The organism is Bradyrhizobium sp. UFLA05-89 (assembly GCF_059803475.1).
In genome coordinates this window covers 34,400-50,592 of sequence record NZ_JBANBA010000028.1, presented here as the reverse complement: position 1 = coordinate 50,592, position 16,193 = coordinate 34,400, and the positions used below count along the sequence as shown (strand labels likewise).

The 16,193-nt window shown below is 58.3% G+C and carries 11 protein-coding genes and 2 pseudogenes; 7 read left to right on the top strand and 6 right to left on the bottom strand.

Annotated features, from left to right (window positions below; all coding sequences use genetic code 11):
- Positions 1-3: 3 nt before the first annotated feature.
- A complete protein-coding gene (gene phnG, locus SO139_RS16980; protein WP_498540262.1) occupies positions 4-564 on the bottom strand; it encodes a phosphonate C-P lyase system protein PhnG in 561 nt (186 codons plus the stop codon).
- Positions 565-1,717: 1,153 nt separating this feature from the next.
- Here phnG and istA point away from each other — a divergent pair.
- The 3 genes and pseudogenes from istA to SO139_RS16965 all read left to right on the top strand — a co-directional run.
- Positions 1,718-3,240, top strand: a pseudogene (gene istA, locus SO139_RS16975) (IS21 family transposase).
- 9 nt (positions 3,241-3,249) lie between these two features.
- Complete coding sequence (istB, locus tag SO139_RS16970) at positions 3,250-3,990, top strand: IS21-like element helper ATPase IstB (RefSeq protein WP_498540261.1); 741 nt, start codon at positions 3,250-3,252, stop codon at positions 3,988-3,990.
- A 555-nt stretch (positions 3,991-4,545) separates the two neighbouring features.
- Positions 4,546-4,971: pseudogene (locus tag SO139_RS16965) on the top strand (IS3 family transposase); the annotation flags it as partial.
- A 390-nt stretch (positions 4,972-5,361) separates the two neighbouring features.
- Here SO139_RS16965 and SO139_RS16960 read toward each other — a convergent pair.
- From SO139_RS16960 to aepX, 5 genes are all read right to left on the bottom strand, one after another.
- A complete protein-coding gene (locus SO139_RS16960; RefSeq protein ID WP_498540260.1) occupies positions 5,362-6,183 on the bottom strand; it encodes a class I SAM-dependent methyltransferase in 822 nt (273 codons plus the stop codon).
- Positions 6,184-6,212: 29 nt separating this feature from the next.
- Positions 6,213-7,340, bottom strand: a complete 1,128-nt coding sequence (locus tag SO139_RS16955) for an aminotransferase-like domain-containing protein (RefSeq protein WP_498540259.1) — start codon at positions 7,338-7,340, stop codon at positions 6,213-6,215.
- 694 nt (positions 7,341-8,034) lie between these two features.
- Positions 8,035-8,844, bottom strand: coding sequence for a phosphocholine cytidylyltransferase family protein (locus tag SO139_RS16950; protein ID WP_498540258.1), 810 nt, complete (start codon positions 8,842-8,844; stop codon positions 8,035-8,037).
- A gap of 39 nt (positions 8,845-8,883) precedes the next feature.
- A complete protein-coding gene (locus SO139_RS16945) occupies positions 8,884-10,074 on the bottom strand; it encodes an aminotransferase class I/II-fold pyridoxal phosphate-dependent enzyme (RefSeq protein ID WP_498540257.1) in 1,191 nt (396 codons plus the stop codon).
- Positions 10,075-10,417: 343 nt separating this feature from the next.
- On the bottom strand, positions 10,418-11,275 hold the full coding sequence (aepX, locus tag SO139_RS16940; protein ID WP_498540292.1) for a phosphoenolpyruvate mutase: 858 nt from the start codon (positions 11,273-11,275) through the stop codon (positions 10,418-10,420).
- Between the two features lie 850 nt (positions 11,276-12,125).
- Here aepX and tssA point away from each other — a divergent pair.
- The 4 genes from tssA to tssE are packed head-to-tail and all read left to right on the top strand — an operon-like array spanning position 12,126 to position 16,193.
- Complete coding sequence (gene tssA, locus SO139_RS16935; protein WP_498540256.1) at positions 12,126-13,730, top strand: type VI secretion system protein TssA; 1,605 nt, start codon at positions 12,126-12,128, stop codon at positions 13,728-13,730.
- A gap of 34 nt (positions 13,731-13,764) precedes the next feature.
- A complete protein-coding gene (gene tssB, locus SO139_RS16930) occupies positions 13,765-14,256 on the top strand; it encodes a type VI secretion system contractile sheath small subunit (protein WP_498540255.1) in 492 nt (163 codons plus the stop codon).
- A gap of 5 nt (positions 14,257-14,261) precedes the next feature.
- Positions 14,262-15,761, top strand: a complete 1,500-nt coding sequence (gene tssC / locus SO139_RS16925) for a type VI secretion system contractile sheath large subunit (protein ID WP_498540254.1) — start codon at positions 14,262-14,264, stop codon at positions 15,759-15,761.
- A gap of 15 nt (positions 15,762-15,776) precedes the next feature.
- A complete protein-coding gene (gene tssE, locus SO139_RS16920; protein ID WP_498540253.1) occupies positions 15,777-16,193 on the top strand; it encodes a type VI secretion system baseplate subunit TssE in 417 nt (138 codons plus the stop codon).

The following is a 16,193-nucleotide window of genomic DNA, read 5'->3' as shown; positions in this document are numbered from 1 at the left end:
GCGTCACTTCCTCGCTGAACGAACAGGGCGTGACCGATCAGGTGCTACCTGGTCCGCGCCATCCAAATCTGCAATTGCGTCAGGCGGTATCTGGTGCAGGCCACACCAGTCGGCGGATGCGAGGCGCCCGCGCGCCTGTTCCCAAATCCCCAGTCTGCTGATCATGCGTAGGATATACCCGAGTTTCCGCCCTCTGGATCGGAAGGCCGTGAGCATCGCCCGACGAGCATCAAGACGGGCGCGGATGTCCACGAGCAGCGCCTCTGTGCGCTTTCTCATCTTACCGCTGCTTCGGAAAAGCGCGTCAATGATCGCAGCGATTGCTGCATGGCGCTTTTTGTGCTCGGCGACCGTGGCGTAACCAAGGGTGCCTTCGTCGATCTCAACGGAACAACATGTTACCGTCATCTCTCCCATCAATAAGTTGCCGGTTCGGCTGGCGCGTGTGCGAACGACGATAGCTCCGATCTTGGGCTTCTTGATCCATGTAAACGCCGGACACCGGTCGAAATCTGTCCAACGTCTCTCAAGGTCGCCTGCCTGGGATAAGTCCAGCACCGTCATCCACTCGCCTGGGGTAGTATCGCTCTAAAGACCGATTGGTTCGGTTGATTTGTCGCGAACATAACACGGTTGTCGCGGACCTGACACTGTCCTGCCACATCGAATGCAGCACTAAAGTGACAAATTGCAGATCTCGGCTACCGTTGTCTAAACCAGACTTGCCCATCACTCCGGGTGGGCGGCGTGGGCCTCGAGCCGCAAAGGTGCTCAGCTTATCAAGCCGATCGGTCAGCCCCATAGCAGGTGTTTGGAAGTTCATCCGCGTGCGATGACCGAAGTCTCTGACGGGGAGAGCTGACACTTCCATCCATCCTCCCCATTGCTGCCAGGCCGAACAGGCGCAAGCCCGCTTGATTGCTTGATCCAGCCAAGCGTCAAGACCGGCATCATTTAGCTGCAAGCCCGGGCAAGCCGCCTTCGCGACAGCCGACGGTTGATCACAAATCTTGCATACACATGCCGCGGTATGCGGCCGAATAGACAAGTCGACAGCTCCTCCAATGAGGCACATCAGTACAGTGCTGCCGTTGGGGCGCGATCCCGGCAGTATTGACGCGCATCAAGATGGGTAAGCGCCTGAGTAAACACTGATCCGATGAACATGACCACGACGTCTCGCCGAGTTGTGGCGCATATCGTCGACCCCGATAACCGCCGCTGGGCAATGTGCTTTAGCCGGCCCGATCATTCGCGAGGGACATCAAACCAGGGTATTCATCTGAGGAGGGCCGCGTGATCGTCACGCGCACGCGTCGCGGTGATGTGGTATAATTGGGTTGATGGAGATTCCGGCCTGGGCGTCCATATCTTCGAGCGTGCTGCTTCCTTGTCATGGCAGGAGCTCATGCAGACGAGATTTTGGCGATGCGCCCGAAGACGTTAGCGAGCCAGGCAGGATGCCCTTGAAGCGAATCCATCCGAGCTTAGCTGCGACCGCGGATCACCGATTGCCGATTCCGAGATCATCGCGCGCACCGTACCGATTTGATGGCGCGCGGGGTTCCGAAATGATCGCGCGCAGCATTCCGAGCATTATCCGCGCAGGATTCCGACTTGATCGCGCGCAGTTTCGCATGGTGTGAAGCCTGATCGTTGAGCCATTTCTCCGGCTGGAAACAGCTGGGAGAATTGGATGCCGACGAGGAGGGTTATCATGCGCCAGGTGCGCGAGATTGTGAGGTTGAGCCTTGAGGCCGGGCTCTCGACGCGCGTGGTTGGCGAGCGTATCGGCGTCGGGCCGACGACGGTACGTGACACGCTGAAGCGGTTTGCGGGCGCGGGTCTGGCATGGCCAGTCCCGGAAGCGATAAGCGACGCCGAGCTGGAGCAACTGCTGTACGGGGTGCCTGGCGTGAAGCCTGGTCGCCGCAAGGTGGCCGAACCTGACTGGTCCATGATTGCCCGCGAGCTCAAGCGCAAGCATGTGACCTTGCAGGTGCTGTGGGACGAGTACATTGCAGAGCATCCGGACGGGTACCGATATAGCCGCTTCTGTGACTTGTTCCGCAACTGGGAAGGCCGGCTGCCGCTGGTGATGCGCCAGCACCACGGCGGGGGCGAGAAATTGTTTGTCGACTATGCCGGCGACACGGTGCCGGTGGTTGACCGCAAGACCGGCGAGGTGCGCGACGCGCACATCTTCGTCGCGGTCATGGGCGCATCCAGCTTGTCGTTCGCGCTGGCGACGTGGACCGAGCAACTCGGCGACTGGATCGCGGGACACAACGCGGCCTACAGCTTTTTTGGCGGCGCGACGCAACTCCTGGTGCCCGACAACGCCAAGATCGCGGTGATCAAGGCCTGCCTCTATGACCCTATGGTCAACCGCAGCTACAGCGATATGGCGCAGCATTACGGCACGGCAATTTTGCCGGCACGGCCGCGTCGCCCGAGAGATAAGGCGAAGGTTGAGGCCTGCGTCGGAATCATCGAGCGTTGGCTGCTGGGGCGGCTGCGCAACCGAACTTTTTACAGCCTGGCCGAACTTAACCGTGCGATCGCCGAGTGGCTGGCTAAGCTCAATGACGGACGGGTTTTGCGTCAGATGGCCGCACACGGCGCCAGCTGTTCGAGGAAATTGATGCGCCAAATCTTAAACCGCTTCCCAGCGAGCCGTGGGTCCATGCCGAATGGCGCCGATGCCGGGTCGGGCTCGACTATCACGTCGAGATCGAACGACACTACTACTCGGTGCCCTATCGCTTCGCCCGTCGAGAGGTAGAAGCGCGGATCAGCGCACGAACGGTTGAAATCTTCCTGGGAGGCGAGCGTATCGCCGCGCACATGCGCGGCAGTGGCAACGGGCGGCACACGACGACCAGCGCCCACATGCCTTCGAGCCACCGGCGCTATGGCGAGTGGACGCCGGCAAAGATCCGCAGCGAGGCAAGCCGGATCGGCCCGATGCTGCGCGTGCTGGTCGACCGGATCATCGAGGATCGGCCGCATCCTGAACAGGGCTATCGTTCGTGCCTGGGTATCCTCCGGCTTGAGAAGCGCTTTGGCGCCGAGCGCCTCGAGGCGGCCGCGCTGCGCGCGATCGAGATCCAGGCTCGCAACTACCCAAGCGTCAAATCGATCCTCGAGAAGGGCCTCGATCGCGTCCCAACGCCTGCGTCCCCCGAGCGCGAGCCGATCATCCACACCAACATCCGAGGTTCGGATTATTACCACTAAGGGAAGAAAATGCTGACACACCCCACACTCGACTTGCTCACCCGACTCGGCCTTACCGGCATGGCCGAGGCCTTCACGAGCCTCACCGACAACGAGGAGGTCCAGGGTCTTGCTCACGCTGAATGGCTGGCGTTGCTGCTGGACCATGAGGCGACTTGGCGTAACAACCGGCGCCTGGCGCTTCGTCTTCGCAAGGCAAAGCTGCGTCATCATGCCGTGCCCGAGGATATCGACTACCGCGCTCCCCGTGGGCTCGACCGCCGCTTGTTCGACATGCTGCTCAAGGGAGCCTGGATCAGGAACCATGAGAATTGCGCCATTGTCGGGCCAACCGGCGTCGGGAAAAGCTGGCTTGGTTGTGCACTCGGCCACAAGGCCTGCCGGGACAACCAATCTGTACTTTATACCCGCCTGCCGCGATTGATCGAAGAACTGGATCTTGCCCGGGGCGATGGCCGACTTGCCTCGCGCATGAAGAGCATCGCCGCCGTCGACCTCCTCATTTTGGACGATTGGGGCCTCCAAGCCATCGACGCCAATGCCCGTCACTATCTGCTCGAAATCCTCGAAGACCGCTACGGCCGTCGGTCAACACTCGTCACCAGCCAGCTTCCAATTGCCAAATGGCATGAGCTCATAAATGACCCGACTTACGCTGATGCCATACTTGATCGCCTGCTTCACAATGCTCACAGGCTCGAACTGAACGGTGAATCCATGCGTCGACCGCCTGTCCTTCCTCGGCCTTGATCACATCGTCGGCCGATGAAGACCGAGACTGCAGCCCGCGAAGCTGACCGGCCGCTACGGCACTGTTGGGGGTGCGCGTCCGCTCAGCTTCACTCCGTCGAGCGACCATCATCAAACTTCAGACATGATCTCTTCGGTGGCCGCTTGACCACGGGCTAACGATAAGCCAATTACGCCTAACGATCGGGTGCTTCACCTGCGCGCGATCAGATCAGAACGCTGCGCGGCATCAGATTGGAATAACTGCGCGCGATCATTGGAATCCGCAACCGATCTCACCACTTAAAGCGTTCGGTCGTTCTTTATAGATGAGCTCCATCAAGTTTTCGCTGACAAGTCGGGGAACGCCATGATGTCGTCGTTCACCAGCCCGAACCCCGAGATGAGGCCGTCCTCTGGATCCATTCCGTTTGGTCGACGAGGCAGCGCGCGAAGTCATTCTCACGATCTATTGGCGCGGCGGTCAGCACTCAGAGCTCCGCGTCCGGAAACCGAGCGCTTAGAGCCGGCACCGGAAATCCGCGATAGAGTTTCTGCCTGACGGCGAGCAAGATTATCCTTAAGAGGGGCAATGACGAGAGAGCACGCCGGAACCACACCGGCTTTCAAGGCGAAGGCGGCGCTTGCCGCGGCAAGGGCCACCGTACATTGGCTCAGCTGGCTGAGCAATTCGACGTCCATCCCAATCACCCCCCCTCGTGGAAAGCGCAACTTGAGGACAAGGCCGCCGATGTGTTCGGTTCGGGGGCGGCAGTGCAGCCGCGGCGTTACCCGCCATAGATGCAAAATCACTGCACGACAAGATCGGAGAGCCGATGCCGGAGAACGAGTTTTAGGAAAGTGCGCTCACCAAGGCGAGGGATTGCTGAGCGCACGACCGTGAGCACGATCTTTCGATCACCAGTCAGGCGGAAGCTTTGAAGATCAGCCGCAGCAACGTCTATTACCTGGCCGCGTCCGGTGTCGCCCGACGATCTCGCGACACCGGGCCAAGCCTACTTCAATTCGCTGCCAGTCCGGATGGCAGCCTGACTCCGGCAGATGCTCGACTTATCGACGCGGAGACTCTGTTCTTTCCCCGATGCTATCCGTGGCGCGCCGATGGTCGGACCCAGGACATCGCTGCTAAATCGGATCGGCATGCCGACCGGTCAGGGTAAGACATGGACCCGCACCGTGAGCTCCGTCCTGTCGTCGGTCGGTCTTGCTAAAGCACGATGGTCACCGAGGGCATCAGGAGCGGTTTGGCCTCAGCGGGTCGGTGACGTGACCGAACGCTCGGCAGGGCCGCCGTACAAATTGCTTCGAATTTCAATTCCCAGTTCGGGCCATATGCATCTTCACAACAACTCGCGTTCCGGAGAGTAGAGGTCAGTGCTTTGTCGCGAATGTCACCTCGGTCACGTGAGGTTGACGCAGTACGCCCTCCTGTGAATAGCGCTCAAATATTTTGGTCAGCTTTTCCGTAACCGCTCTCTCGCCAACCGCCGAGGCGGAACGTTGAATGAGACCGGAAGAGAAACTCAGTGCCAGGAAGTGTGAAAGGTTCGTATCGAAATCCCAGTGCCAATTTCGAACGTTCACATCCCGGAATCGGCGGTCGAAGCCGAGCTCGCTGCAAAAATTGATGGTTGAGTAGGTTCCAGCCCGCGTGGTGAAAGTGCCCCTGCGGTACTCTGGAACGCATTGTTCGACCAGCTCATGATATTCGGCGAGCGCGGGACTGTCCCAGTAGCGGTGCCGGTTGTGAACGAGCGCCAAGATGCCGCCTGGGATCAATGTGCGCGCAACCTCGTCGTAAAACGCCTGCCTGTCGAATCTATGGGCCGCGGTGGCCGCCGCAATGGCAGATATGGACCTGTCCGGAAATGGCAACTGCTCCGCTGGTGCAACGCGAAACTCAATCTGGAGGTCGCGAGGGGCTGACTTGGTCGCAATCTGAGCCATATCGGCGTTGGGCTCTATACCAATTACCGAAAATCTTCCTTGCGCTTCCGCGGCTAGCACACGCGTAAAAATTCCTGTCCCGCTGCCCACGTCAATAATAGCGCCATCCAGACATTTGTTAGTAGCGTGATCAATAACTACCCTTGCGATTTCGCTGGGGTAGCTTGGCCGATAACGGTCATAGTGTTCCCCCGCGCCGGTGAATTCGGACCAAGGAGTCTCAAAGCCGGGAAACGTGGTTCTCATGGTAGCGCTCTCAAGCAATCTTCACAAAGTTAAGCTTTGATAAGTTCGCTGATGATCGATAAACCGCGACGAAGTTGGTCGTGATCGGGTGGGACCCCGAGGCCTAACCGGATTCTCGTGTCGCCGAGAGATGAGTCAACCGCGAAGGAGTCTCCGGCCCCAATAACGACACCTCGTTGCTTGGTTGCTTTGACAAAATCAGCGAGGTTGAGTCCGTCGGGCAGCCGGATCCAGAGGTGGTAACTTGCTGGGTCGATCTCGAATGACATGCCCAACGCATCCTGCGCGATGGAACGTCGGGTTTCCGTTTCGACGCGAACCGAACTTAGAATCCCTTCTGCTAGCCCTGTCGTTAGCCAATGCGTGGCGATTTCCGCGATGAGCGGTGCAACCATCCAATTCGTTGTTCTGACGCCCGGCCAAAATACGTTTTGCATGGCCGATGAGCTTGGACCCGCAACGTAGGCGATCCGAAGCTGACAGGCCAAAGACTTATTTAGACCCAAGATGTACCAGCTCCGTTCGGGCGCATACGAGGAGAGGGGACGAGGAGCCTTTGGCGACAGAATACCATAAACGTCGTCTTCAAAAATCCAAAGATCGTGATTGCGCGCGATATTCGCGATTTCCCGGCGCCTCGTGTCGGTCATGATAGCTGAGGTTGGATTATGAAGAGTCGGCATGCAGTATAAGGCGCGTGCGCTCCTGTCGACGCTATTGCACGCTTGATCAAGGCTTGCAGGCTCGATCCCCTCCGCATCAATTGGGACCGCGCGCAACTGTACTCCAAACAGCTGGGACAGCGGTTTGATCGCGGGATAGGTAAGCGCCTCCGTAAGGAGCACACCGCCTGGCTTAACATAGTAAGCTATCAACATAGCGAGGATGCTCTGCGAGCCGTTTGCGAGCACTATTCGGTCCGGATCCGGCGCTGCCTCAAATCGCTGCGCAAGCCAACGCGCGCCGGCCTCGCGATCCTTCTCAGTCCCAGTGAACCGAGGAAATCGAATAGCCTCTGCAACATTCGCTTTGGCGAGATGGGTAAAGGTCTCCCAGATAGCGTTCCGGACGATCGAACACGGAGGTGGAAAATTGCGAGCGAAGTCGATCAGCGCGGAAGCTTGCGAAACCTCATTGACGTTCGAAGGAAGGTTCATTGTCGCTCCCAGGCGTCGATTCTCAACAAGTTCAGTCCGCTCAGCTGCGGCCGCATCTGACGCCGATTGCGCACGAGAAGGCCGGATCCTGACGAATGGCCAAATGGCGTGCTCCGGCTACTGATAGCAGTGTTCATCCGAAACCGGAGGTCATGGGCGTTGTGTGGTACCGTAAACTTGGCGCGTCACCAGGATCCGAAGCCCAGCTGGCCAGCGAGCGTATCATGCGCTTCCATGAAGGATGGGGCGCGATTGGGTGCGGGCGGGGAGGCGTAGGATGTTTCGTGCGCATTCCTTCTGTCGAGAAACATATTGCAGTGCAGGCTACATACTGAGTCCTTGCACGTGGACTGTGTGTCGCCCTACGTCTGATCAATCGATAACTAGCGGATTTCTGTCAGCGGACCAATCGCCAACGTTGGTAGTTGACTCGACTTTGCTGCATCCCGCTACAGGATTGATGGTCGGACCTTCTGCGATCGAGGCTGCCCCAAGCAAGAAGGCGTTCGCTCTCCTATGGAGCTTGGCGGTGCCAAGATTTTCGCAATGTGGAGCAGCACACGGCGGCCATGCAGCTTACACAATATATTGGCAACGGTGCATTCAGCGAGTCGCAAATCTCACGAACAACCGATGTCGTCGCAGAGCAGATCGGCGCGCGTATGGCATGGTATATTGAGCTGCTTGATCATGATCACACCCCGTTTGACGTCGCTGCGGCACGATTGGGCGCGCCAGTGAGGCGCGGCCGCTGGCTGCGGAAGATCCGCTCGGCTACACGGAGGTCTGCCGTGCTGTCGATTTCAAACCATCTCAGGTCATCGCAGAGCGCACCTTTGATTCTCAGCTCACCGTCCGCGACCAAGCAGGCAAGAACCTGTTCGACATAGGCCTTGTCGTCACCGCCGGAGACAAAGAGGGCGTCTAGTCGCGGAAGGAGATGCTCCCTCAGTGTGTGCCTTCCGAAGCGGAAGATATTGATGGTCTTGTAGAGCGATTCCGTCGAAAGGTCGGTACTGCTTTGGTTCAAACGGAATTCACGTACGTAGCCATCCTCGGAGAGGATCACGGCGGAGCCGGACATCATTTCGTCGAAGATGTCGATCGCCGCGACATCACCTTCATGATCGAGTAGGTGGGACAGCACAGAACTTTCGAAAATGACATCACCTTCCAACAGGAATATGTCGCCGTTTATCATGGTTTCGCGCGCGAGCCAGAGCGAATACGCGCTTCCGGTGCTTTCGAATACCAAAGATTCAACGTAGGTTATTTTCATGCTGCCGTATGCGTCGCCGCAGGACGCCATGATGTCGTCCTTTCGATAGCCAACGACAATGGTCGTTTCGGAAACGCCAAGAGCGGCAAGATTGCCGAGTGCGATGTGCAAAATCGGCCTTCCATGTACTTCGATTAGTGGCTTTGGCCGTGTCTCGGTTAGAGGCCGCAGGCGCGAGCCGAGCCCCGCTGCGAGAATGACGGCCTGCCTGGGAATGTCTGGCATGATGTTAACTGTCCTCGATTACAGGCAGTTGGGCCTCATTTAGTTCCACATGTTCAGAGTTGCGGTCAGACGCTGCAAGCCTTTATCGAGTAATTCGAGATCGATGCCGTAGGAGAGCCGAAGCCCGGCGGGGTCGCCAAAGGCGGTCCCGGAAACAGTTGCGACACCAGCATTCAGCAGCAGGGCGTTAACAATGTCATCGGCATTGGATTCGCGACCATTATATTTGGTACGCCGGAGCAATTCCGTAAGATCAAGATAGAAGTAAAACCCGCCTTGCGCAGCGGGCGAGGGCACCGATGTCAGCGCTGAAAGGATCGACAGCCCGCGCGCTCGCGCGTTGGCGACGTGGTTCTGCAACTGCAGTTGGAACGCGGGATCACCACGCGTCAGGAAATGGAGCAGCGCATGCTGTGCAATAACATTGGGATTTGACGTTGTATGGCTTTGTAGCGCCTTAGCCGCACTAATAACCGCCTTGGGGCCGGCGAGATAACCAATCCGCCAGCCGGTAAGGGCCAATGACTTGGAAAACGAATTGACAATCAAAGTACGATCGCGTGCCTGGGGGGCGACAGAAACGATCGGATGATGGGTATGTGGGGCTTGGGCGAAAGCTCCGTAGCATTCATCGAAAATGATCCAGAGATGCCGGTCGATGGCGAGTTCGGCAATACCAGCAAGAATGTCGCGGTCGTAGATCGCCCCGGTCGGATTATTCGGCGTGTTGACTACGATCGCCTTAGTCTTTGCTGTAAGAGCCGCCACGAGGTCCGTAAGCCTCGGGACAAATTTATTATGTCGGGTCTCGACAAAGATCGGCTTTCCGCCGGCAACGACGATCTGGGCCGGGAACGTAGTCCAGTAGGGGGCCGGGATGAGCACTTCGTCTCCGGGATTCAGAAGAGCCATGGCCGCATTGAAGAGGGCCTGTTTGGCGCCACTCGTCACTGCGATCTCGTCTGCCGACCAGGCCTGAGTAGTTTCGGCGGAAATCTTGTAAGCTAGCGCTTGGCGCAATTCCATGAGACCGATCGTGTCGGTATAGCGGTTGAGGTTGCGGCCGATCGCGGCGATTGCTCCCTCGCGCACCGATGGTGCTATATCGGCCCAGATCTCTCCGGCAGTTAAGTCGATAATTTCCTCGCCCTTCGCGGCAGCTGCTTTGGCCGTGGCCCTCGCCGCGGCGGTGCCCGACGGTTTGAGCAAGGCTGTCCGTTGCGCCAACATGCCGTTTCCTTCGATCCAAAATGCCGCTGCTTACCGCGGTGGCGTAAAGTCTGTCGGCGAAAAGCGCCCTAACGACTCAAACGAAAGAACTTATGCCCCGCGTCGATTGTTTTCGGAGAGAAAACAATCCTCTGGATAAGTAAGCTGATCGAACCAACCCGTGGAGATGCATAGAGCGGCTACCTGAGAGGTGTGACGCCGTGTTATGATATCTCCAGCATCGGGAAGGCAAACAAAGGAGTTGTGCGAGGCTGCGGTGGAGCGTAGCGATCGGGCAGTCGGCTGCATGGCAGCATTCGCTAACGAGTATGTTGTCGTGTGCATGAGAACTGACTGCCGTAGGTTATCGAGGAGTCAGATATCGCGCTTCCGCACGGGCGAGTTCGTCGTACCCCAACAGTGCGAAGACCTCGTCGAGTGTTGCGATACGTGGCTCAACGCCGGCAACGCTTTCCTCGGCCATGATCTCATCGCAGACTTTCCGCATTGCGGCCGTTGCGGCTCGCATGGAGTGGTTCGCCCAGATCACCGTCGAGATATCTGCATCGCGATACGCAGAGACCGGTGTTCGGAAATACTTCGTGGGAACGATGACGACCGGCAGCCGGTTCTGCCAGGCGCTCGCAAACGAAAGGATTTCATCCGCGCTGCTCTTTCGTGAGTGGATAAGAATCGCATCGGCTCCCGCGTCAGCGTAAGCGTGAGCGCGCAAAAGTGCTTCGTCCATTCCACGGCCGCCGATCAGGGCTTCGATCCGAGCAACAAGGACCAGCTTGTCCGCGACTGTATCCTTCACCGCCCGCAGACGGCCGGAGAATTCATTGATGTCAGCGAGGGGGTGCTGCTCGCCAACAAATGAGTTTATCTTCGGAAAACAACTGTCCTCGAGCGCGACGCCGGCTGCGCCACGCTGACGGAGGTTGCGCGCCAAGAGGCGTGCATTATTGAAGTTCCCAAAGCCGCCATCGCCGTCAACGAGCACAGGAAGCTCGGTCGAGTCCACGATGCGCTCGACCACGTCGACGAACTGGCTCCATGAAGCTTCGTTGGCATCGCGGTAGCCGAGAGAGGTGGCAATCGACAGGCCCGACGCCCAGAGCCCTTTGAATCCTGCACGCTTGGCGATCGCGGCGGAGAGTCCGTCATGCGCTTCCATGAGGAACGAGAGCTCGTTATTGGAGCAGACCAGAGCGCGCAGCATTTCTACGGACGACGAAACAGCCCATCGGTGGGGGCCGTTATCGAGAACATATTGTGGTTGATGTTGCATGCCGAAATCCTTGCAGGTCGCGTTCGACCTGCCGACGTTCATCAGCCGAGAGGTGACATGTTTCTGTCACGTAGATCAATTGCTAGCGTTGGTAGTTGACTCCGGCGTAAAACTGTTATGTTGCAGGCGAATTGATGCAGGGCGTCGCGGCTGCCGCCTGACAATTGTGAGGCGTGCGATCGTTGGTGGACAGAAAGACACGCGTTCGATCGGTATCAATTGGCCCATCGAGTCTGGTGTCGCTGCATCAATGTTGAATCGTGGCAGTCTTCGCGTTGTTGAGGCCCCGCGCGGTGTGCCAAGTTCCTAGGTTCATTGTATTGAACCTTCGGGTTGCTAATGCCGTTCGACTGGTCGAATTAACGCGATGAGGCTGTCGTCGTCGACCCGAATCACGAATTCACTTGAAGTTGCACAATAGCTGCAGCGGATCAGCATTTCAGTAGCATACCAGAAGCTAGGGATTCTCTACGGAGCTCACTAGCCGCTCTGGGCAAGCACTGCGATATGGAGATCAAGCGGCTCTGATGCCGACTGTCGAAGTTGCGACAGGCTGTCGGGGCAGACACGTCAGCCTGAGCAAATGTTCTTAGAAAGCAAGCCGCTCGCAATTGGCACAAGCCTTGAAAGACGGATGTCTTCCAGCATCGCCTAACTAACGAGTCGGAGTGATGGCTTACAAGATTGGCGCCTCTCAGTTCAATGGATGCGGCGGGTCTGAATTCGACCGATCCAAGGCCGCTACGCGCCTCGATGCGCGTCCGCGGACGAGTGTTTCACCGTGATCGAACATACGGGCATAGCAGCTCGTGGAGCCGCCGATGCGCGCGCGCTCTACGGCGCCGCGCCTGTGCCGGGCGCCGTGCCTGCCGGTGCTGACGTCCGTGATGCGGCCGATTTTGAACAGCTCGAAGCCCAGGTGCGGCGTATGGATGCTGACGGACCAGCCGCGGTTGATTGGCGGAAAGTCAGTAAGCTGTCGCTTCATATCCTGGCGAACCAGTCGAAAGACATTCTGATTGCCTGTTGGGCTGTCTATGGTCTCTTTCGCATCGAGGGATATCGGGGTCTTGCCGTGGGATTAGCAATCTTGCGCGGCATGATGGACGTACACTGGGATGGGCTATATCCCCCGATCAAGCGGGAACGTGCACGGGTTGGAGCGGTCGATTGGCTCGTTGGTCGCCTTGGGCCGGCTGTCGCCGAAACTGCGGCGACTGAAGCCGATTATCCGGCGGTGCTTGCCGCCTGTGAAGCGCTTGATGATCTGGAGCGCCAGTTCGGCGAGAAACTGGTCAACGAGCACGTTGCCTTGGGCGAGCTTTTCCGGGCGCTGAAGCCGCAGTACGAGAAAGCCAAACGCGCGACCGCCGAGGCGGCGGATCGTGTGGGTGACGGGGCCTGTGCTGTCGAAGAGACCTCGGCCGCGCCAGCGGAAGCCTCACCGCCGGCTGGCGGGGCTCAACAGGCGGCGCCAGATATGGCCTTACAGGCCGGCGTTGATAGCTGGGCCGACTTTGCGGAGCGTTTACCGGATATGCTCTGGCAGGCAGCTGCCGCCATGCGCCTCGCCTCGCCGGCAAACCCGAAGGCCTATCTGCTCAATCGAGTCGGCTCGTGGATGCGTTTTGACGCGCTCCCGCCCGATTCGGGTGGCCGCACCGAGGTATTTCCGCCCGCCGATAGCATCGCAGCGTTAGAGGCAAAAGTGGTGGCCGGTCAGCAGGCCGATGTCGTGAATTTGGCCGAAGAGATCGCCTGGACGGGACCGTTCTGGCTCGACGCTCACCGGCATGCAGCCGAGGCGCTGGAGCAAATGGGGCCGTCATTTGAGATGGCTGCCACAGTGGTACGCGGGGCCGTGACCATGCTTGTTACATGCTATCCGCGGATCTTGGAGTTTCATTTCAACAACGGCAGGCCGTTTGCAGATGACGAAACGCGTGCCTGGGCCGGCGCGGTGATAGACGCGACGACCAGCCCTGACCTCGCGGAGGAAGCGGTCGCTGAGGCATACAAGCTCATCGGCGGCGGGCAACCGCAGGCGGCTCTGGAGAGGCTGTCGCGTGCGCTGGATGGCGCGATCGGCGAACGTGCGCGTTTCGTCGGCCAGCTGGCGCAAGCACGTTTCTGCGTCGAGACCGGATTCGTCACGACCGCCGTCCCGCTGCTCGAGCACATTGAGGGGGTTGTCGCTAAGCGCGACCTTGAAAGTTGGGAGCCCGCGCTTGCGCTTGAGGCTGCCGAACTGCGCTTTCGCGCCATGACCCATTCCGAGTCGCAACAGATGATCGACGAGCCTCGCCGTCGCCGCGCGCTGGAGCAGATCCGAACTCGAGCAGCGCGGATCGACATCGCGCGGGCGAGCCGCCTCGGTCGCCGCTGAATTCATCAAGGCCAAAGGGTCAACGGGAGCTCGCATGGCACAGGAAAGCTCGGTCGCTCCGAAGGAGCGCGTTAATATTCGCTTCAAGCCGGCAACTGGCAACCTCAAGGAGGATGTCGAGCTGCCGCTCAAGCTGATGGTTTTGGGCGACTTCACCGGACGGGTCGATGACTGTCCCATTGAGGACCGAGAACTCGTCGATATCAACAAGGACAACTTTAACGAGGTCGTTAAAGGGAAGGAACTGAGCCTCGACATCTTGGCCGAGAACAAGCTCGACGAATCGCCTGGGGCCGGCAAGCTGTCAGTAACGCTGAAGTTTGAGAGCCTGAAAGATTTCGAGCCCGAGCGTGTCGTGCAACAAATTTCAGAAGTTCGAGCTTTGACCGAATTGCGCGCGGCCCTGATTGCTTTGAAAAGCCCGCTTGGCAACATGCCTAACTTCCGCAAAGCCATCCAGAACTTGCTCGAAGACGACGGTGCGCGGCCGCAGCTCGTCAGCGAACTCACCAGTAAGCCGGAGTGAGTGGTATGAGTGGCGGTGTTATGGCCGATGCAAGCGCGCAGCAACCTGCCGAAGTCGCCACTACGACTACTGAGCTTTCGCTGCTTGATCAGGTTCTCGTCGAAACCAAAATCACACCGCGCGACGAGGGGTACGACCTCGTCCGTCGGGGTGTCGCGGCTTTCCTTGCCGAGCTAGTCAAACCGGAGCGGGCCGATGGGATGGTCAACAACGCGCTCATCGATCAGATGATCGCAGAAATCGATCGCAAGATCTCGGCTCAGCTGGACGCGGTGCTGCATACCGATGAGTTCCAAAAGCTTGAGTCAGCTTGGCGCGGCCTCAAATTCTTGGTCGACCGAACCGATTTCCGTCAGAACATCAAGGTAGAACTACTCAGCGTCAGCAAGGATGAGCTGCTCACCGATTTCGAAGACAGCCCGGAGATCGTCAAGTCCGGTCTGTATAAGCTCATCTACTCAGCCGAGTTTGGCCAGTTTGGCGGCCAGCCCGTCGCAGCCATGATATCGGCCTATGAATTTGGCAGTTCGAGTCAAGATGTTAAGCTCATGCGCTACATGAGCGCGGTGGGCGCCATGTCACATTCGCCTGTCATCGCATCGGCCGGGCCTGAAATGTTCGGCGTCGAACGCCACGAGGAGATCGCTAATCTCAAGGACTTGCAATCGATTTTCGAGGGGCCGAAATATACCAAGTGGAATTCGTTCCGCGAAAGCGAGGACGCTCGCTACTTCGGCTTGACGCTTCCGCGTTTCCTGCTGCGCTTGCCCTATGGACCGGGGACAATTCCGGTAAGGAGTTTCAATTATCAGGAAGCTTCGGATGGCGAGACAGTTAACTATCTGTGGGGTAACAGCGCCTTTGCTTTCGCAACCCGCCTAACCGAAAGCTTCGCCAAGTATCGCTGGTGCCCAAACATCATCGGCCCACAGTCAGGTGGGGCGGTGGACGACCTCAATCTGCACACCTATGAGTCGATGGGGCAGTTGCAAAGTAAAGTACCTACGGAGGTGCTGATCTCGGATCGGCGCGAGTTCGAACTCGCCCAACAGGGCTTCATTGCATTGACCATGCGCAAGGGCTCGGACAACGCTGCCTTCTTCTCGGCCAATTCCGTGCAGAAACCGAAGTATTTCGGCAACTCCCAGGAAGGGAAGGAAGCCGAGCTCAACTACAAGCTTGGTACCCAGCTGCCCTATATGTTCATAATCAATCGATTTGCACACTATATCAAGGTGCTGCAGCGTGAAAACATCGGCTCGTGGAAGAGCAGGGAAGAGCTGCAGAGCGAGCTCAACAACTGGATGCGCCAGTATGTTTCCGACCAGCAGAATCCGTCGGCCGATATCCGCTCGCGCCGTCCCTTGCGCAAGGCGGAGATCGCCGTTGAAGATGTCGAAGGTGAACCGGGCTGGTATCGCGTCGGTATATCCGTCGTCCCACACTTGAAGTACATGGGCGCGGATTTTGCTTTGACACTAAAGGGCAGGCTCGACAAGCAATAAAGGCGTGGGCAGTCGATGTTCGACCACAGTCTTATTGAGCGCTTGGAAGTAGCAGCCGTGACCATGGTCCCGTCGCAGAATCATTTTTCGTTCGATCGCCTCCAGGCGAGTATCCTGGAAAATCTGTGTCAGATCTTGAACTCGCGCCAGGGCTGTTGCGAGACGCGGCCCGACTATGGCATGCCCGATCTAAACGATGCGATCGGGCATGGTGCCGATGCGGTTCGCGCGGTCGCTCGTGTGCTCAAGCAGGAGATCGAAACGTTCGAACCCCGATTGAGGAATGTTTCGATCCGGTTTCATGCCGATCCCGACAAGCCGTTACAGCTGACCTTCAACGTAATCGCAATGGTGAACTATAACGACCAGGTCGAGCATGTCTCGTTCGATACGATCCTGAGCGACGACAGGCGCGTCCTCTTGCGGGGCTGA